Annotated in this window: 17 protein-coding genes; 6 read left to right on the top strand and 11 right to left on the bottom strand. The window is 62.7% G+C overall.

Annotation, left to right across the window (positions count from 1 at the left end; genetic code table 11):
• Positions 1-887, top strand: an 887-nt coding sequence (locus OXS49_RS26815; RefSeq protein ID WP_267427742.1) for a DUF4238 domain-containing protein, incomplete at its 5' end; no start/stop codon positions are given.
• A 563-nt stretch (positions 888-1,450) separates the two neighbouring features.
• Here OXS49_RS26815 and OXS49_RS26810 read toward each other — a convergent pair.
• Positions 1,451-2,839: an HD-GYP domain-containing protein gene (locus OXS49_RS26810; protein WP_267427740.1), complete on the bottom strand. Its 1,389-nt coding sequence runs from the start codon at positions 2,837-2,839 to the stop codon at positions 1,451-1,453.
• 346 nt (positions 2,840-3,185) lie between these two features.
• The gene (locus OXS49_RS26805) at positions 3,186-4,766 is read right to left on the bottom strand and encodes a sensor domain-containing diguanylate cyclase (RefSeq protein ID WP_267427738.1); all 1,581 of its coding nucleotides are present in this window, start codon (positions 4,764-4,766) and stop codon (positions 3,186-3,188) included.
• Positions 4,767-5,040: 274 nt separating this feature from the next.
• Here OXS49_RS26805 and OXS49_RS26800 point away from each other — a divergent pair, with 274 nt between their 5' ends.
• On the top strand, positions 5,041-7,815 hold the full coding sequence (locus OXS49_RS26800; protein WP_267427736.1) for a PAS domain-containing protein: 2,775 nt from the start codon (positions 5,041-5,043) through the stop codon (positions 7,813-7,815).
• Here OXS49_RS26800 and OXS49_RS26795 read toward each other — a convergent pair.
• Positions 7,800-7,955 (bottom strand): NepR family anti-sigma factor, encoded by a 156-nt coding sequence (locus tag OXS49_RS26795; protein WP_267427734.1) that lies wholly within the window; start codon positions 7,953-7,955, stop codon positions 7,800-7,802. The two genes, OXS49_RS26800 and OXS49_RS26795, sit on opposite strands and share 16 nt — an antisense overlap.
• 360 nt (positions 7,956-8,315) lie before the next feature.
• Between OXS49_RS26795 and OXS49_RS26790 the strand changes: the two genes are divergently transcribed.
• Positions 8,316-8,696 carry a response regulator gene (locus OXS49_RS26790; RefSeq protein WP_267427733.1) on the top strand — a complete coding sequence of 127 codons (381 nt, stop codon included), beginning with the start codon at positions 8,316-8,318 and terminating at the stop codon, positions 8,694-8,696.
• Between the two features lie 383 nt (positions 8,697-9,079).
• Positions 9,080-9,280 carry a hypothetical protein gene (locus tag OXS49_RS26785; RefSeq protein ID WP_267427732.1) on the top strand — a complete coding sequence of 67 codons (201 nt, stop codon included), beginning with the start codon at positions 9,080-9,082 and terminating at the stop codon, positions 9,278-9,280.
• Positions 9,281-9,364: 84 nt separating this feature from the next.
• Here OXS49_RS26785 and OXS49_RS26780 read toward each other — a convergent pair whose 3' ends face one another.
• The 6 genes from OXS49_RS26780 to OXS49_RS26755 form a co-directional block, all read right to left on the bottom strand.
• Complete coding sequence (locus tag OXS49_RS26780) at positions 9,365-9,925, bottom strand: chemotaxis protein CheB (RefSeq protein ID WP_267427731.1); 561 nt, start codon at positions 9,923-9,925, stop codon at positions 9,365-9,367.
• A 507-nt stretch (positions 9,926-10,432) separates the two neighbouring features.
• Positions 10,433-12,346 carry an ATP-binding protein gene (locus OXS49_RS26775; protein ID WP_267427730.1) on the bottom strand — a complete coding sequence of 638 codons (1,914 nt, stop codon included), beginning with the start codon at positions 12,344-12,346 and terminating at the stop codon, positions 10,433-10,435.
• On the bottom strand, positions 12,343-13,350 hold the full coding sequence (locus OXS49_RS26770; protein WP_267427729.1) for an ATP-binding SpoIIE family protein phosphatase: 1,008 nt from the start codon (positions 13,348-13,350) through the stop codon (positions 12,343-12,345). The genes OXS49_RS26775 and OXS49_RS26770 overlap by 4 nt, the downstream gene beginning before the upstream one ends.
• A gap of 2 nt (positions 13,351-13,352) precedes the next feature.
• A complete protein-coding gene (locus tag OXS49_RS26765) occupies positions 13,353-13,709 on the bottom strand; it encodes an anti-sigma regulatory factor (protein ID WP_267427728.1) in 357 nt (118 codons plus the stop codon).
• Positions 13,710-13,737: 28 nt separating this feature from the next.
• Positions 13,738-14,142: an STAS domain-containing protein gene (locus OXS49_RS26760; RefSeq protein WP_267427726.1), complete on the bottom strand. Its 405-nt coding sequence runs from the start codon at positions 14,140-14,142 to the stop codon at positions 13,738-13,740.
• 4 nt (positions 14,143-14,146) lie between these two features.
• Positions 14,147-15,028: an STAS domain-containing protein gene (locus OXS49_RS26755; protein ID WP_267427724.1), complete on the bottom strand. Its 882-nt coding sequence runs from the start codon at positions 15,026-15,028 to the stop codon at positions 14,147-14,149.
• Positions 15,029-15,382: 354 nt separating this feature from the next.
• On the opposite strand from OXS49_RS26755, the gene OXS49_RS26750 reads away from it, so the two are divergent.
• A complete protein-coding gene (locus OXS49_RS26750) occupies positions 15,383-15,667 on the top strand; it encodes a type II toxin-antitoxin system ParD family antitoxin (RefSeq protein ID WP_346016973.1) in 285 nt (94 codons plus the stop codon).
• Entirely contained in the window at positions 15,664-18,309 is a 2,646-nt protein-coding gene (locus OXS49_RS26745) for a PAS domain-containing protein (protein ID WP_267427722.1), read from the top strand. The genes OXS49_RS26750 and OXS49_RS26745 overlap by 4 nt, the downstream gene beginning before the upstream one ends.
• On the opposite strand, the gene OXS49_RS26740 is transcribed toward OXS49_RS26745, so the two are convergent.
• The gene (locus OXS49_RS26740) at positions 18,259-18,534 is read right to left on the bottom strand and encodes a hypothetical protein (protein ID WP_267427721.1); all 276 of its coding nucleotides are present in this window, start codon (positions 18,532-18,534) and stop codon (positions 18,259-18,261) included. The two genes, OXS49_RS26745 and OXS49_RS26740, sit on opposite strands and share 51 nt — an antisense overlap.
• A gap of 51 nt (positions 18,535-18,585) precedes the next feature.
• Positions 18,586-18,987, bottom strand: a complete 402-nt coding sequence (locus tag OXS49_RS26735; RefSeq protein WP_267427720.1) for an STAS/SEC14 domain-containing protein — start codon at positions 18,985-18,987, stop codon at positions 18,586-18,588.
• Positions 18,988-19,414 lie beyond the last annotated feature (427 nt).

The raw sequence follows: 19,414 nt of genomic DNA, 5'->3' as shown, positions 1-19,414 counted from the left end.
TGCAGTTCAGCAAACCATTTGGTAGCGTAGTCGATCCGCAGCGGGTGTCCCCCAGGGGCACCGGGTTCGTCAAAAAATTGTACATGTTAGAAGGTGTGTCGCGCGGTTCATCGTCATTGCTTGAGGAAAACTTCTTCAAGCCCATCGACGATCGTGGTGCGATCGTTTTGAAAAAATTCGAGTGTGGCCAGAAGGTATTTGACGGTGCTGAACGTGTGGCTTGGACACAGTTCATCCTGTCTTTGCTTTTTCGGCACCCGGAAAACGTCGCCGCGGTCAAAAGCCGATTGTTCGACACATTGACCAAAACCAGCGCATCGGCCGAGTGGCGCTGGCGCCGCCAGAGGAAACCAGGGGACGCTTCGTCGCTGCACCGAGCGATGCATCATGAGATCGAGCAGGACCCCGCACAGGTGCAACGCCAAGCACTGCAGGTGGTCGCCGATTTGGCCGCGAGCGAGCGGATCGGGACTCCGATCGCGAAGATGTTTTGGGGATCGACGTTGCTACCGCTCAGCGTCGAACCGTTGTTCAGTTCGGACCGTCCGGTGCTGAAATTCGGAGGATTGGACGACGCCGGCTGCCACATCCTGATGCCGATCGGGCCGAGACGGATTTTTTGGGCTGCTAACAGCCGTGAGATGGCCAACACGATCATGATGCGGGCGCATGCGCCGATCGCTGGTTTCATCAACCAGCAGACCGTGCGGCGTGCCGTGAGGTACGTTTACGCCATGAGCGACAATCGACTGACGTACGTTCAGGAAAACATGAGCGTCGAGCCGGATCCATCGTCCGCCGAGATGATCGCGATGCTCGACCGCCGTAGTGCGCTGCGCCGCATGAAGCGGACGTTCAATCCTGCCGGTTGGAAGGCTGGAGCTTGAGCCTCGCCGCCCGATCCGATCATGGGCTGGCGGGGCTTTGCCGTGTCGACACGACCAGGGGCTAATACGCAACGTAGCCCGCGCCCAAGACGCTGCTGAACGTTTCACACGTCGTTGTCGTAGCCGTCAGGCATCAGTCACAGTAAGGGAAATCGGATCGTGGCCGACTCAGACGCTTCGGTCGAGCCCTCGCAAGGCCGGGCAACTCGGCATATACCAAATTCCGACAAATTTCCGTTTAGTAAATAGACCTTTGTGCTCGTATTAACGCATTACAGCGGTGAGCGCATCATTTTATAGTCGTATCAAGTCTCGCGACTTGGGATGTAAAATTGCGCTCAAGGGACCAGAGTATGCTCGACAAAGCCGTTTCGTCGCTGTGTGTTCGGGTCGTCGGATCACAGGCCATCGGGTGGGTGGTGCGGGTGCTCATCGCCGCGACTTCGCGGCCTTTGACATCACCGATCCCGGTCCCAATCCGAGTTTGGTGACCAACGACCCGGGTCCGCTGAGCCGGCAGAGGTCGCCGTACCCAGCTGAGCGACTACCGAGCGCGGTGCAATTCATGCGGCTCGGGCGAGATCCCCTTCGCTCGCCGACAGCGCCCGCTCCAGCGCGGTAAAGCAACTTGGGTCGAAGGCCTTATCGAGGTCGGCGCGCATGATACCCAGCGCCTTTTCCAGCGGCATCGCTGCGCGGTAGGGCCGATCCGCGGTCAGCGCGTCGAACACGTCGGCGACCGTGACGATGCGCGTTTCCAGCGGCAGTGCGTCCTCTCCCAGACCGCGGGGGTAGCCTTTGCCATCCAGTCGTTCGTGATGGCTGCCCCCGATCCGGGCCATATCGCGGAAGGCCGGCACCCGCGCGAGGATCGCTTCGGAGAGATTGGCATGCGCGCGCATGTCCCGCCATTCGTCGTCGGTGAGCTTACCGTTCTTGTCGAGGATCGTGTTCGACACCCCGAGCTTGCCGATGTCGTGCAGCAGCGCCGCCCGCCGTAGCCAGCGCCGCCGTTCCGCGTCGAAGCCGAGTTCGGCCGCGACCATGTCGGTGTAGACCGCTACCCGTTCGGAATGACCGGAGGTGAACGGGCTCTTGGCGTCGATCACTTGAGCGAAGGCGCGGGCGATGTCGTCGAGGTAGTCCTCGTCGATCACCACGCCGCGCCGGGCTGGCTCCAAGGCCAACACCGCCGCTTCCAGGCCGTCGGATCCCAGTGTTCCCCAGAAACCAGGTGTGGACGCTGCACGCTCGAAGCAGACGACCGCGTGTGGGTCGAACCATCCGCCCGAGCGACCCCGTACTTCAGCCAGCGCCGCTTCGGGTCCAGCCGCGGTGTGGAACACGTCCACCACTTGCGCCATCAGCGCGATCCGGGCGTAGAGCGGGATGTCCGCACCGGCAAGCTGATCGGGGTGACCGCGGCCGTCCCAGTGCTCGTCCAGCGCGTGGATCGCGTCACAGACCGCGGGTGGGAAGCGGAGGAGCCGGGCGATTTCAGCCCCGCGCTGGCAGCGAGTTTGGATCAGCTCGTGCACAAGGGCGCCGCCGTTGCGAGCGATGTTGAGGATCGCTTTGAACCGCTCGGCCAGCCCGGCTTTCAACCCGGTGTGGGAGAGTACATACCCCAACACCTTCGGCAGGCTGTCGGGCACGGTCTTGAAGTCGTGCTTCAGCTTGAGGTCGTCGGCGAGGTACAGCGCGCAGAGCCTGGCAGCGTTGCTGGAGCAGCCGAGGTCCTTGAGCATGACGGTATAGTACAGTTCCCACAACTCAAACTCGGACAAGCCAAGCTCGCGTCCGATGTGCATGCCGATGTACGTTGCGCGCACGCAGTGACCGGCCGGCTGCCCCTCGGTGAGATCGAGCGCGTGGCTCAGCGCGGCGAGGATGTCGCCGAGGCGGATGCCATCGTCCGACCCGACGGAGTGTTCAATCGGGCCACATGCCATCCCGGAAGCCTTTCACGTCGTGTCAGGGCCGAGATTACGCTGGTTTCGTTAAAGACTTTGTTCGAAAACATGCTGCGTGATACGGGCACAACTCTATTTTGTGCAACGATCTAAATTTTACAACCAAGAGTAGAACCAGAAAGTATTTTCGGTTCATTAGTGTGGGCGTCACGAAGCACCGCTGATGACGGTTCCATACCGTTCGATTTGATTATCTTTTGATCAGACCGCGTCAGACTTTCTCGCCGGGACTCATCACCACTGATCCGTGGCTAGGAAGGCCCCAGCGGTCCCGCTCCGCTTCATCAGCCACGCTCAGATCACCGCCAAGCAAGCTTGCCGGCAATCAGGCACGTTGACGGTCGCTCGTGGGTTCGCTCACCCCACTGAGGCTGCGGAGCCCAGCCACGGCGAGATCCACGCTCCAGACCCGGTCGCGTCCGAGCTGCTTGGCTTCGTACAGGGCGATGTCTGATGCCGCGACCAACGCGGCCGGGTCGCTGGCTCGGGCGCGGATCATTTCGGCCGCCCCACAGCTCACGCTGAGCACCCCATGTGGGCTTCCGGCATGTGACAGCGCCCATCCGGCGACCGCCACCCGGATACGTTCCGCCACGACCACAGCCCCGGCGAGGTCGGTGTCCGGTAGCAGCACCGCAAATTCCTCACCCCCGATGCGGAAGCCGGTGTCGAACCGATCATTCAGGACCGCGTCCAGCGAGCGTGCGATCAACCGCAGCGCTTCATCACCGTGCTGGTGCCCGTAGAGATCGTTGAAGCCCTTGAACCAGTCCGCGTCGAGAATGAGCAGCGACAGTGGGCGTTGACTGCGCACCGCCCGGCGCCATTCGCCATCGAGGGCTTCATCGAACAGGCGCCGGTTGCCCAGGCCGGTCAGCGCGTCCGTCGTGGCCAGGGCCGCGAGTTCGGCGTTCGCAGCCGCTAGACGCAGCTCCGTGGCCTTGTGCTGGGCCAGTTCACGTTGCAACCGCCGGGTCAGTCCCAGCACCGCGGCAAGCAGGATCGCCACGACGCCGCCGAGCGTGAGGGCACGCCACCACCAGGTGGCAAAGGCTGCACCGGACTTCATGCATGTGCTGAGGACGAGCGGCAACGAGCCCACATGCGCGTAGACGAAGTTATGCTCGCCCGTCCCGACCACCGCCGGTCCATGAAACGTGCCCTCTCCCTGCAGGGCCATGTGCTCGTAGCTCGGGTTGCCAGCCACGTGCGCGTCGATCCGCGTCGGATCGTACGGGGCGCTCATCAGCACGGTTCCACCCGGACCGTAGAGTTCGAGCCGGCCGACGTGGCGGGTGGTGGCGGCTTCGAAAAGGTTGCGGAAGTAGTCGAGTTCGATCACTGCACGGACGACGCCCGCGAAGGAACCGTCGGCGTGCGAGAGACGCCGGCTAATCGGGAGCACCCATTTGCCTCTGATGCGGCCGACGAACGGAGCGCCGACGTGCAGGGTATCGTCGGCGTGATCGCGGTGATGCTGGAAGTACTCCCGATCGGCGATGTTGAGCTTAGGCGGGTCGCTGTCACGCGAGCTGAGCACCGTCGTGCCGTGCTCGTCCGTCACGATGAGCGCGCCGAAGTTGCGTGCAGTCGAGGCGCGGTCGAACAGGATCATCCGGCGGACAGCCGGCTCGGCATCGCGCACGGCCGGAATTTGGAGGCCATCGACCACGGCTTGAAGTGAGAGGTCGAGGAGTTCGATGTTGCGGGCAATGTCGCGGCTAAGCACCTGAACCAGGGCGTGAGAGGCTGCGTCGGCGCGCTCGGCCGCGTCGTCGTGCATCGTCCAAAGCATCAGTCCGGAGACGCCCGCGAGGCCCGCGACAGTGATCCAGTTAAGCGCCGCCACCCCTCTGCTGGACAGGGCAGGGATCGAGGATCGGCGCGGGCGAAGCAGGGTGAGCACGACCGGACCGCTCCAAAGTCGAGAAGCCGGACACTCCGGTTACAATGCTCAGTTGCTAAGTCAGGAACTGCTAATGATCGGTTGTAATCTTACCAATTATTTTGAATTACATTCAACCGCTGATTGTGAATGATGCGGCAAGCTGCTTTGTCACATGCAGACGAGATCCGTCATCGAGCTGATACGTCACCCCTCGCTGACGGTGCTGTGAATTCACGGCCTTGTTCACCCGGCGCTTCCGAGGCATGACAGAGCGTCCGATCGAACAATTCTAATGAACGCATTTCGTCACGAAGGCCGTGCAACACTGTCACCGCTGCAGGTGCTCGCCGAGCGTGACCGGCGTCAGCTCGCGCTCGCCCGATACGCGATCCTCGACACCGCACCGGAAGCCGAGTTCGACGCGATCGTCCAGGCCGCCGCCGCCGCATGCGGTATGCCATTGTCGCTGATCAACTTGATCGACATCGACCGCCAGTGGGCCAAGGCGATGGCTGGGAACGGACCCGCAGAACTGCCGCTCAGCGCTTCGATTTGTGTGCTGGCGGTGGAGCAGGATGACGTGCTGGAGATCCCCGACGCGACCAAAGACCCGCGCACGGCCGACAACCCGCTGGTAATCGGCGAAGCCCACTTGCGCTTCTATGCCGGCGCACCGCTGAAGACGCCGGCGGGCGTTGCCATCGGCACGCTGTGCGTCGCGGATGATAAACCAGGCCAACTCACCGAAGCGCAACGCCTGATCCTTCGGACACTGGCGCAGCAGGTCGTGACCACGATGGAGCTGCGGCGCACGCTCCGTCAGCACCAGCGCAGTGACCATCGCAGCAGGGCCATTTTGGACAGCGCGATCGATTACGCGATCATCGCCATGGACCTCGAAGGGATCGTGACCAGCTGGAACACCGGTGCCGAACGCATCCTGGGGTGGACCCCAACGGAGATGTGTGGGCAGCCCGCACACGTGTTCTTCACCGAGGAGGACGCGCGGGACGGGATCCCCGAGCGGGAGATGGGAGCGGCTTTGCTGCATGGCCGCGGCAACGATGAGCGGTGGCACCGGCGCAAGGACGGCAGTCGCTTTTACGCGCTGGGCGAGATGATGCCGCTCAAGGACGAGGACGGCGCGCCCGAGGGGTTCATCAAAATCCTGCGTGACCGCACCGAGCAGCGATTGGCGGCGGAGAAGCAGCGTGCCGACGCCGAGTTTATGCGCAGCGTGCTCGCGTCGTCAGCCGACTGCATCAAGGTGCTCGATCTCGACGCCAAGCTCACGTTCATGAGCGAGGGCGGTCAGCGGGTGATGGAAGTCAGTGACTTCAACGCGATCAAGGGCTGCCCATGGCCGAGCTTTTGGCAGGGACAGGGCAATGCCGATGCGCTCGCAGCTTTAGAGGCAGCGCGGGCTGGCGATGTTGGGCACTTTCAGGGTTCGGCCGCGACCATGGCCGGTACGCCCAGGTGGTGGGATGTTCAGGTCACGCCGATGCTCGACGCCGATGGCCGACCGGAGCGGCTGCTGTCGGTGTCCAGAGACATCACCGAGCAGAAAGCGGCCGAGCAGCGGATTGCCGCCAGCGAGGTCCGCTACCGCGGCTTGTTCGAGGGCATGCACGAAGGTTTTCACACCGGTGAGATCATTCGCGATGCCCAAGGCGCAGCGATCGATTTCCGCTTCGTGGAGGTCAATCCGGCCTTCGCGAAACAGTCCGGATTGCCGGCGGATACAGCCGGCCGCACCATGCGCGAGGTCGTGCCGAACATCCCCCAGTGGTTGATCGATACGTATGCCCGAGTGGTTGGCACCGGCGAGTCTGAGGTCTTCGAAATCGCCGTGCCGCAGCTCAGCCGTACGTTCGAGGTCCGCGCTCGAAAGAGCGAAGGCGAACGCTTCGTCGCGATGTTCCTCGACATCAGCGAGCGCAAGCGGGAGGAAGAGCGTCGTGCTGCGCTGATCGAGGTGGGCGACCGGTTACGGAATACGAGTGAGCGAGCTGAAATCGTCAGCGCGGTCGCCGAGATCACGGGCCGAATGTTTGGGTTGTCCCACGCAGGCTATGGCGCCGTCGATCCAGAGCGCGAGACCATTTCGATCGAGAGAGAGTGGACTGCCCCCGGGCTGACGAGCATCGCCGGGGTACACAAGTTCCGTGATTACGGCTCATATATCGAGAGCCTGAAAGCGGGCGAGCCGGTCATCATCAATGACGTATCCGCCGATCCCCGCACAGCGAACGACGCGGCCGCGTTGGGGGCGATTGACGTACGGACGCTGGTCAATTTTCCGGTGATGGAGCGCGGTCGCTTCGTGGCGATCTTTTATGTCACCAAAGATGGGCCTTATGCCTGGTCACCGGAGGAGATTGGGTTCGTGAGCAACGTCGCCGACCGCACCCGCGCGGCGATCGCTCGGGTCGAGGCCGAAGAACAGCAGCGTATCATCAACCTCGAACTGAGCCATCGCATGAAGAACATGCTGGCGATGGTTCAATCAATCGCCACCCAAACCATGCGCACGGCCGGCGATGTGGACACCGCTAGGAACGTCTTGGCAGCCCGGCTGATCGCGCTGGGCAAATCGCATGATCTTTTGCTTGGGGGCGCCCGTAGCAGCACACCGCTGCGGGGGCTGATCGAAGAGGCACTCCAGCCCCACACGGATAGGCCCGATCGCTTCGTGATCGAAGGGCCGGCTTTGAACGTCGGCTCGAAAGCCGCGATGCCACTGGCGCTGATGCTGCACGAACTGGCGACCAACGCTGCCAAGTACGGTGCCCTGTCAACATCGGACGGTCGGGTGATGATACGCTGGACGATTGACGGAGAGAATATCAATTCCCGGGTTCAGCTAGGGTGGTCCGAGGTTGGTGGGCCGCTGGTCGTGCCGCCGACGCAGACTGGGTTCGGTACGCGACTGATCGGACGTGGCTTAGCCGGTAGTTTCGGCGGTGAGGTCGAGCTGAGCTATCCCCCCGGAGGCGTGATTTGTACCATCGTGGCACCGCTTAAAGACATTCAAGCCGGTGACACTCCCTACTCTGCCGGCTGAGCGGTATCCAAGCCTTTCACGCGGTCATCGTCAGCGGCATCAAGCTGTTTCAACAAACCAGCCAAATGGTTCGGGATGGGCTCGAACATCAGCCCGGAATACATATCGCGCAGCTTGTTCCCGACCTTGCTGGATTTCACGGCTCTAGACTTCGAGCTGGTCCTTACCATATTTTCGAAATGCGTGAGGAAATGCTTGAACTGATGGCGGTTATGGCTTCCGGATCCGCCAAGATGAACGCTTTGGCGGCTGATTTGATCGATGCTGCTGACTCCTTAGAGGGTCAGCCAGTCGCCGATGTGCTGCGTGGCCTCGCTCGGCGTCACCGGGTCGGGGCGCTGATGCTCCAAGGTAAACTCTCAGGTCTCACCGCGGAGTTCGTTGAGCGGTATGGTGAGGGGGGGGTGAGAATGAGACAGCCGCGCATCCCCCCGTGGTAGCCGCATGCCGCTTTCGGAGGAGAGCCGCAACTGTCCGGCCGCGATGCCGTTAGGTCTTTCATGGCCGACGCACACACCCCCGTCCCGTTTACAGTATTGATCGTGGAGGACGAGAGCCTCGTGCGCATGCTGGCGGTCGATATGCTCGAAGACGCGGGATTTCAGGTCATTGAGGCTCCCACCGGCGATGCGGCTTGGGCCATTTTGCAGAACCGCGACGACATCGATGTGCTGTTCACAGACATCGAGATGCCGGGATCTTTGAACGGTTTTGGCTTGGCAAATCGCGTCGCGGAGTATTGGCCGCACATCCGTTTGGTGATCACGTCCGGGCGGTGCCGGCTCACCGACGAGGATGTGCCGGACCACGGTAAGTTCGTACCCAAACCATATTTCGCGGCCCAGGTGCTTACGGCTTTCGAGCAAGCCAGTCCGGGCTAGGACGCGCATGCTCGGCGAGTTGGCCACGAAAGCGCCGGTGGGATGGAGGAGGCCATCACCAAGCTGAGGCTTGGTGGAGGTACTGCTGCGCCCAGTCCGTTTCAGATGGCCGAGAAGCTCGGCTGGGTTTGTGCTGCGTGAGTTGATCGCGTTCCGCGAGAGGAAGCCCGCAGGCGGATTAGGGACCAACCGGATCAAGGCTGAAGGCAAAGATCCACCCAGGCTCACCAACTCAAATCACCTCGCTGACAGGGCATTTCGGGGTGCATCGAGGTGGAAAACGGAACCACCCCAAGCGGTGCTGGTTGACCATCAGATTGGATTTGTTCTAATTCGTAAGTACGCGCGGTCCCCGACCGCTAACTGGGATACAGGAGCTACCGATGGCCAACGCGACGTGCCAGAGCTGCAAGTTCTTTGACGATCACCACGGCAACGGTGCCCAGGCGCAGGCTGATGCCGGCTTGTGCCGCTTCAACCCGCCGGTCACTCAGCCGACGCCGGAGTCCAAGGGCTTGTGGCCGGTCGTGGCCACCGAGGATTGGTGCGGTCATTTCACGACCGAGATGACTGCGGCCGAGTAAGCTCGGACCCAATCAAACCATCAGGGCCAGCCTTCGGGCTGGCCTTTTTTGTTTGGGCAACCGTCGGCATTGAGTCGATCTGGTTCAGAGATCCGCGCAGTGTGCCGCGATCCGCTCGGCGAGCCGATCAGCCGTGAGGGGTTCCTCGGGGTGATCGTGTCTCAGCGCCGCCAGGGGCATTTCAGGAAATTTGGCTTCGTTCAGGTCTTGCACTAAGCCGAGGCCACCGTGCGCTGTGATCGCACGCATGCCATCAGCGCCGTCGCCGTTCGCACCACTGAGTATGATCCCAACCACGCGCTCGCCGTAGGCTTTGGCGGCCGAGATGAACAACGGATCGGCAGCTGGACGCGCGAAGTGGACCTTGCTCCCACGATCCAGCCAAGTCGAGCCGAAGCCCAACCGCATGTGGTGGTCAGGCGGAGCGACGTAGATCCGGCCGCGCTCGACCACCTCGCCGTGCTGGGCAAAGGCTGCTGGGAGATTTCCGCGAGAATAGAGGATGTCGGGGAGGATGCTTTGGTTCGTCCCGATGTGCTGGACGATGAACACGGAGGCGCGACAGGTGGGCGGCAGCGCGGTGACGATCCGCAGGAGCGGATCCAAGCCACCAGCGGAGGTGGCGATGACGATGATGGCACCCATTCCAATGCAACAACCGCCGCCGTAGGTGCCGGTTCGTTTGCGCTTAGCCGATCGGTGGAGGACGATTGAAAGGAACGTCCGTTTTGGGGCGAAAGGCCAGAGTTTGGCTGCCACTCATTGCAGCCGATCCGGCCAGTCCGATTTGGGTATGCTCCCGCTGCACCGTTAGCCTCACGGGGCTGCCGAGTTGAGTCCGGCTGTCCAAACTGAACCGCTGATCCACGAACCAGTCCAGCGGAACCACGCCCGGCGTTCCGTTAGGGCCTGCCCTATTGGAACACAACGACTGGTAGCACGAGCAGCAGTGTCGGCAATTCGATCGGGTTGCCGACATGACGTTGAGGTTGCTTTCGACCTTTCTCGGATCCTCGGAAAGTCCGCTTCGCGGCAGGGTGATGGAGGATGGCCCACGGCTGGGTTGGGTGGATTGCTGCCCGTCCGCTTTTCGGCGGCGATGAATGGAAGCGGACATCGTTGCTGCGCCCGCTCTCGACCCATGACGGGCCCTCAGACTCGATATTGCGGCCCCACCTCGATCATCGAACGGATGCGCGCCGCCATGTTCTCGATTGCGAACGGTTTGGTGAGCACCGCCATGCCGGGCGAGAGCTTCCCGTTGCCGAGGATAGCGTTTTCCGCGTAGCCGGTGATGAACAACACTTTCAGGTCCGGGCGATGCGTCCGTGCAGCATCAGCCATCTGTCGCCCGTTCATACCGCCGGGTAGGCCTACGTCGGTGACCAGCAGGTCAATGCGCACGTCTGATTGCAGGATCTTAAGGCCTGCTGCGCTGTCGCCCGCCTCGATCGACGTGTAGCCGAGATCTTCAAGAATGTCGGTGACGAGCATGCGCACGGTCGGCTCGTCGTCGACGACTAGGACGGTCTCGCCGTGGTCCGAACGGGGCAACACGGTGGCGGCGGCATCAGTAGCGTCATCAGCGACTTCGCCGTAATGGCGCGGTAGGTAGATGCACACGGTCGTGCCCTGACCGACCTCGGAGTATATGCGCACCTGCCCGCCGGACTGCTGGGCAAAACCATAGATCATCGACAGACCGAGCCCAGTGCCCTCGCCGATGGGCTTGGTGGTGAAGAACGGCTCGAACACCCGCGCCACTACCTCCGGTGGCATGCCCGTCCCGGTGTCGGTAACGCACAACGAGAGGTACTGCCCTTCCGGAATATCATGCTTCTTTGCAGCCCACTCGTCGAGCCAACGGTTAGCGGTCTCGATCGTTATGCGCCCCCCATCGGGCATGGCGTCACGGGCATTGATGCAGAGGTTCAACAGTGCATTTTCAAGCTGCGACGGGTCCACCAACGCAGGCCAGATACCGGACGCACCGACGACCTCGATCGGAATTGTCGGGCCGACCGTGCGCTGGATCAACTCCTGCATGCCCACAGTCAAACGGTTCACGTCGGTGGGTTTGGGATCGAGGGTCTGGCGACGGGAGAAGGCTAGTAGACGGTGCGTCAGAGCTGCAGCCCGTCTTGTGGCCCCCTGCGCCGCCGTCATGTAGCGGTCCACGTCCGTGAGGCGGCCCTGCTGCATGCGGGTCTGCATCAACTCTAGCGAGCCCGAGATACCAGCCAGCAGATTATTGAAGTCGTGCGCCAGCCCGCCAGTGAGTTGGCCTACGGCCTCCATTTTCTGAGACTGGCGCAGGGCCTCCCCCATTCGCTCGCGCTCGGCAGCCTCGGATTTAAGAAGCTTGTTGGCCCGCGCGAGTTCAGCCGTTCGGCTGGTAACCAGGGTTTCAAGGTTGGCGCCCGCCTCACGAAGCTGTCCGGCTTGGGTTTCGAGTTCGGCGTAGAGGGCAACCACGCCCCGGTTGGTCTCCGCCAGTTCGGCGTTGAGCCGCCGGGCCTCCTCCTCCCTCTCGGTCAGTTCTGCGAGGCTCGCGAGCAACTCCCGGTTCTGCTCGCGCATGGCGGTTTGCGGTCCGTCCCTCCATGAACGCATCGCCTCAGCCAACCCGACGATTGACGGGCCGTCGAGCGGCGGCCGACCGTCCGGAATGACCTTGCCTAGGACTACACTGGTGCCGGTGGCGGGGTTCGTGGCCACCTCGAACCGATCCATCAGCCTGCGCGATCCGGTGATACCGATGCCGAGGCCCGTCGACGAACGGTACCGGCCTTCGAGGATGGCCGGAAGCTCGGTGATGCCAGGACCCTTGTCACCGATCCGGACGAGCAGGAGCTGGCGGTTTCCCTCGACGTCGACGCCGAACTCGACCCTACCGCCGCCGGCATAGTCGTGCGCGTTGCGGGCGATCTCTGAGACGGCCGTTGCGATCCGGGTCTGGTCCGGAGCTCCGAAGCCGAGTTGCCCGGCCACGCAACGAGCGCGCTGGCGCACGGTGAAGATATCCTCTTCGTGCGCGACCAGCATCGTGATGAGCGGCCACCTCACGCCTGAAAATCCCGGACGATCATAACTGTTGCGTCGTCGCGTCCCCGGGCGAAATCGCGATATAGAACTGCTGCGATCAAAGTCGGATGAGCCTCCACGAGACCCGGGTAGGGATCCAGCGACCAGTTCGTGCCGATCCCGTCTGAGCACATCACCAGCAGGCTTCGCGGCGTGAACGGCTGATCGAACGCTTGGATACGGCGGGCGACGAGCCCAGCGGTTCCGGGCAGGGAAACGAGGCGCTTGGTCTCGCCGCCGGTGACCACGGCGCCGGCGACGTTTCCGATGCCGGCGAAGACCAGCGTGCCACCCCCGGGTTCGTACCGCGCCACCGAGACGGCTGCGCCACGGGTATGTCCCAGGCCGGCATGAACCGCCGCTATGATGTCGGCCGGTTGCTCCAGTTCATGGTTGCGGAACGCGCGAACGGCGGCCTCGGACGCCTGTGCTGCTTGGGGTCCGTGACCGAGGCCGTCCACGACGAGCACCGTCCAGCCGTCGCCATGCGTACGGATGCAATGGGCATCCCCGTTCACAGTCTCGCCGCGGAGTGGGACACCGACCGCTCCCCAACGTGGAACCGGAGATGGGCCGATGTTCGACGCCTTGGGTACCGTCCCCGCGATCCGAGCGAGCACAACGAGTCCACGTCCAGGCCAAGTAGCGATGTCGAAGGTTTGGGACTGCCGCCGGACTGCGCCGAGACCGGTGCCGGGGCTTCCTCCGGTGGAATGCCCGTCACGCAACGCGCCGGCGATGTCGGCAACGCCCGGGCCTCGGTCCAGGGCGAGGATCTCCACGCCGGCGCCGGTCTCGTCCTCGAAGGTACCGATCAGCATCTCGCCACCCGTCGCGTACTTGACGAGATTGGTCGCGAGCTCAGTGGCAACGATCGCCACCCGGCCGTCGGCTATCTGGTCGAACCCGAGGTCTTGCGCAACGCCGGTCGCCCGACGCCTGGCCTCGGCGACTTGGCTCGCCTCCGTCACGGTCACGCTGATCATGCTTATTTCCAGCGTGCGATGGTGACGCGGGTCCCTATGCCTACGGCCGACTCGATATGGAACTCGTTGGATAGCCGCTTGGCTCCCCCAAGGCCGAGGCCGAGGCCGCCGCCCGTGGTGTAATGGTCGGTCAACGCTTTCTCGACGTCGGGAATGCCCGGCCCTTCATCCACGAATGTCAGCCGCAAACCTCGTCGTCGCGCTTCCTGGAGGAGCTCGATGAGAACCTCGCCGCCGCCGCCGTAGTCCAGCGTGTTGCGGGCCAGCTCGCTCGCCGCCGTTACGAACTTAGTCTGATCGACGAGGCCGAAGCCGACCTCGACCGAGCAGGTTCGCACCGCCTGACGAACGCGCACCACGTCCTCTCCGGAGCGTATCGGCAGGCGTTCAGTCCTCGTAACGGCCACGGGCACTCCCCCGGCCATCGACACCATCCTCTGCGAGCCGCTCCTGGATCATTGCCATGCCGCGCTCGACATTCAGGGCCGTCTTGATGCCGGCAAGCGTCAGGCCGAGCTCGACAAGCGTAATGGCGACGGCGGGGCGCATGCCCACAACCACGGTGTCGGCGTCGAGGACGCGCGAGACCGCGGCGATGTTGTCGAGCATGCGCCCGATGAACGAGTCGACGATCTCCAGGGCGGAGATCTCAATGAGGACGCCTCGAGCGCCTGTCCGTGCGATCATCGCCGTGAGGTCCTCCTCTAGGGTGACGGCGAGCCGGTCATGCATGTCGACCTGGATGGTGACGATGAGCGCGCCACCCAGCTTGAGGATCGGAATACGGTCCATGGCGCTATCGCAGAGCCTCGTTGGAGGGCGCCTGGGGCTTGCGGACCACGGTACGTCCGGTCCTGCGGAGCGCCAGGGCAAAGGCGTCGGCCAACGTCGCCTTGGAGACGACGTTCAGTTCGACGCCGAGGTGGACCATGGTCTGGGCGATCTGGGGACGGATACCGGAGATGATGCAATCGGCGCCCATCAGCCGGGCGGCGGCAATGGCTTTCAGCAGGTGCTGGGCGACCAGCGTGTCGACGGTCGGCACCCCGGTGATGTCGATGATGGCGATCTCGGCTTCCTCGTCGACGATGGCCTGTAGGAGGTTCTCCATGACGACGCCGGTACGGGCGCTGTCGAGGGTACCGATCAGCGGCAGCGCGAGGATACCGTCCCACAAGCGTACGACCGGGGTCGAGAGCTCAGCGATCTCCTCGCCCTGACGCCCGATGATCTCCTCCCGGCTTTGCAGGAAGACCTCCATCGTATGCAGGCCGAGTTGGTCGAGCACCTTGCTCACAGTCCACGTTCCGGCCGCGATCTGAGAAGCGTCGGTAGCTGAGACCCGGTTCAGAGCATCAAAAATCGGCTCCTTGAGCGAGAGCACGAAGTTAGCGGTATCGGTCGGGGTAAAACCCTGGATAGCCCGCGAGCGGGAGATATCGGAGAGGGTGTCGCGCAGGGGACCGTAGGCCTCCCCACTGGCATCTGTCCCGCCTGCGCGCAGGGCCTCCCGGAAGAAACCAAACACGGACTTGGCCTGTGTTTCGAGTTCCGCCTTTCGGATGCGGCCGGACTGCAGTGAGCCGCCGGTCTTAAGCAGACCGAGCCATCCATCGAGGACCGCGGCCTCCTCCTGGGTCACGGTCCTGATGAGGACCTCGGTGCCGTCCGTCGCCATTCGAATGCCTTGGGCTGGATCGCGTTTCGTTCTCGGGCGCGTGTAGCCTACCAGGGACGGCATCGATAGCTGGGACAGGGGCGAAGGCAGTACCGATCGGCTGACCAAAGGCCTCCGTGAACAAGGGCAGCAGTCGCTCCCACGGAAATGTTCCATTCTCGTCGTCAAACAGCCGCCGAGCCAGGTCCACATTCTAATAGCTACTGTCGCAACTCGCACGACATAACTGAGCCGGAAACTGACCGTCCGGTTCGGGGAGGAGAGTTAGGGTCCGCTGCCGCCACTTTTCGAAAACTAGGAGCGTACGCTTACGGGGCAGCCGATGAGACGAGGTAGCACGACCGAACGGGTTGAATGTGTCGGCGCCTCAGCGCGACAATCCGATCGCTTGTAAGACAAACTCGTAGCGTGCAAGGCCCCGTCATGCCTATCCGTCGAACCCTGACCGTCTCCATCACACCGGAGCAGGACGCGCTCGTACGCGATTGCCTTCAGTCCGGGCGGTTTGCGAGCGCCAGCGAGGTCGTCCGTGCCGCGCTCCGCCTCTTGGAGCACGACGAGGTCCGCCTTCGTCAAAAGCCTGTGCCGCAAAGGTCCAACAGGTCGGCGCGCGCAAGTGGCCTGGATCAGCATCGGTGAGTAGCTCCCGCGAGCAGGCCCGCATCGAGGTTGAACTCGTTCGCAAAGACGGCAGCCACGATCCGTTCACAGCGGCCGTCCGCGCCACGCGGATGCCGATGATCATTACGGACCCGCACCAAGCGGACAATCCGATTGTGTTCGTGAACGACGCCTTCTTGAATTTAACCCACTATTCACGCGAGGAAATCCTCGGTCGGAACTGCCGTTTTCTGCAAGGTCCAGCGACCAACCAAAGCGATATCGGCAAAGTTCGTGAAGCGATTAAGCAGCGGAAGCAGATTGAAATCGAGCTTCTAAACTACACAAAAAACGGAACGACGTTCTGGAACCGTGTTCTTGTCTCGCCCGTATTCGACGAGCAGGGTGCGCTTACTTATTTTTTTGCCTCTCAATTCGATGTTACGTTTGCGCGCGAACGAATGCGCACCCTCAATGAAAATCTGACCGCAAGCGAACGGACCCTGTTCGGTGCCAATGTCGAGCTGCGGGCGAACGAAATACGTTTGAACTTCCAGCTCGCTCTCAATGCCCGCTTGCGCGATCTCACCGACCCCGTGTCGATGATGGCCGAGGCGACAGCCGCACTCGGTGGCCACCTCGGGGTCGCACAGGTTGGGTTTGGTGAGATCGATGACGCTCAGACGCATGTCACCGTCGCGCGCGATTGGAACGCCGGACCAATCCCATCCGTGGTCGGCACATGGTGCATGGACGATTTTGGTCCAGCATTCATAGCCAAGCTGAAGACCGGCCAGACGATGGCCATCGCTGACGTGCGTGAGAATGATTTGACGGCCAATCCATTTGTCGCCGCCGCTTATGACCAGATCGGCACACGCGCCATCCTCGACGTACCGCTTGTGCGGGAGGGGCGGATGATGGCCATGCTGTTCATCCACCACGATCAACCGCGGCAGTGGCACCCTGCGGAAGTCGCGTTGGTCGAGGAAACCTGTTCCCGGTTGTGGGCGGCGGTCGAGCGGAGCCGTGGTGAGACGCGGCTGCGCAAGAGCCACGCGTCCCTGGTGCAGAGCCAGCGACGGCTTGATGCCCTGATCCGCTCCTCGTCCGAGGTTCGCTTTCGGCTCAACGAGGACTGGTCGAGCTTGCAGCAGCTCACCGGCAACAATTTCATCCCCGACACGACCACCGACACCTCGGGGTGGCTCGACAGCTACATCCCGGCTGAGGACCGGGCGGCTGTCCGCACTGAGATCGCCCGCGCGATCGCGACCAAATCGACCTATGCGATCGAACACCGGGTCAACCAGGCGGACGGCACGATCGGCTGGGCATCTTCACGCGCAGTCCCGCTCTTCGATGATCAGGGGGAGATCACAGAATGGTATGGCGCGGCGACCGACATCACCGATAGCCGTCGTGCCGAGGCGGCGTTGCGCGAGAGCGAAGCCCGCCTGCGCGAACTCAACGAGACCCTTGAGCAGCGTGTCGCCGAGGAACTGGCGAGCCGCAGTCAGGTGGAGGACCAGCTCCGCCAGTCACAGAAGCTCGAAGCAGTCGGCCAGCTTACGGGGGGCGTAGCGCACGACTTCAACAACCTGTTGACCGTCATCCGCTCATCCACCGACCTGCTTAAACGATCCGACCTCTCCGAGGAGCGGCGCACGCGCTACATCGGCGCGATCTCCGACACGGTCGACCGGGCCGCCAAGCTCACAGGGCAACTGCTGGCCTTCGCCCGCCGCCAAGCCCTCAAGCCCGTGGTGTTTGCGGCTTCCGACAGCGTACGCGCGCTTTCCGATATGATCGGTACGATCACGGGTTCGCGGATCAGGGTCACGCCTACTCTTCCCGAGGAGCCGTGTTTCGTGCTCGCCGATCCGAGCCAATTCGATACTGCGTTGGTCAATATGGCGGTGAATGCGCGCGACGCGATGAACGGCGAGGGGCAGCTTACCATCCAGGTGAAGCCGGTCGATGGCATCCCGGCCGTACGCGCCCACACCAGTCGCGCAGGCGCGTTCGTCGCCGCCTCTGTCACGGATACCGGCACCGGCATCCCGGAAGATCGCCTGGACCAGATCTTCGAACCGTTCTTCACCACCAAAGAGACCGGTAAGGGCACCGGGCTGGGGCTAAGCCAGGTGATCGGGTTCGCCAAGCAGTCGGGCGGCGACGTGACGGTCGAGAGCGAGGTTGGTCAGGGCACGACCTTTACGCTCTACCTCCCGCGCGTCGAAGCAGCGGATGTGCCGGGCGAGCCGGACGATACCGGACCTTTGGTCGACGGGCATGGCATGTGCGTGCTTGTGGTCGAGGACAACGCGGATGTCGGCACGTTCGCGGTCCAGTCGTTAACCGACCTTGGCTATGTGACAGTGCTCGCCAGCAATGCCGAGGAAGCACTGGCAGAGTTGCGGCGAGACGCTACCCGGTTCGACGTTGTGTTTTCGGACGTGGTGATGCCAGGGATGAGCGGCATCGATCTAGGACAGGCAATCCGCGCACAGCATCACGACCTGCCTGTGGTGCTGACCTCCGGCTACAGCCATGTGCTGGCCCAGAACGGCACCTACGGGTTCGAGCTGCTGCACAAGCCGTACTCGGTCGAACAGCTCTCGCGCATCCTAAGCAAGGCTGCGACCTGGAAGCGGCGCAAGAGCATCATCGGCAGATGAGGCAGCATCGACGTGATCGGGCGCCCGCAATGTCCAGACAGCCTGCCCGGTCGCATCCGTCAGGACGGCCAGACTGAGTGCCATCTCAGCGGTCGAGCACTCGTAGTGCTGCGCGACGCCGATGGCTTCATCCGGACTGTCCGCGCTGATCTCGACGGTGTCGAACGCCGCGCCAGCCCGCCCATCCGTGAACCGCAATACGCACTTGAGGGTATAGATCGGCACAACCGGCTCCAGTCCGCCTTCGCGAGCGTCACCCGTAGACGGCTACGCGGATCATGATCCCTCCGCGTGGCTCTGTGCGAGCCAAGCCCAGGCATCCGGTTCCTCGTGGAGGTCGAAGGTCTTGGTCTCCACCGGCATGACCATCCCGGATAGGTTGATCATAGCCTTGGCAAAAGCCGGAGCGCCCACCACGACGTAGCGTTGGATATGCGCGACCGACCGCACCTTCACGCTGGTAGCGTACCCATCGAATGTCGCGCCGAGATCTGAGCCTTCGTAGTTCGACATGATGATGAGCATGTCGATTTTGTCGTGCGCCTGCATGGCGGTATCCGTCACCGAGGACATCCATTCGATGTCGGCCTTGGTGATTTTGTCCTTCACCTCGAAGGCGAGGAGGTCGGAGCGTGGGGCCTCGCGCTGGATGACCGATCCATTCGGTGCACTGCTCATGGCATGTTCCTGTCGCTTGGGCCTTCGCTGTACCGAGGGCGCAGCGCCGCCGATGGAAGGCCCCACCCAGGATCACGGGTCACGTAAAAGGTTGCGGATGGCGAGCATCCGCTCAGGGTTGGAGGCGGAACGTCCTCTTCCATGCGAATGGCCAGGTTTTAACTCACGCCTGATCGAACGCGGCATAGGCAGTAGACATATCGTCATCAGCTACCTAGTCGGAGACATCAGTTGTACGATGAAAGTCCAGCTGATGAGCTTACAGCTTCGGGGCTGAATAAGCTGCAAAGATATATCTGATTTTAAGAAACTGTGGCAGCGATCTGTACGTCCGACATGGGTCGCGAGCAGTCCGTCCGCCTTGAGGCAAGTGACTAACTTCCGCTCCCCACCCTTTTCGGACGCTGCCACATGCAGCCATGGGCGC

The organism is Methylobacterium sp. GC_Met_2 (genome assembly GCF_026540795.1).
GTDB lineage: Bacteria > Pseudomonadota > Alphaproteobacteria > Rhizobiales > Beijerinckiaceae > Methylobacterium.
Note: the sequence above shows the minus strand (reverse complement) of the source record. Positions and strands in the feature narration are given on the sequence as shown.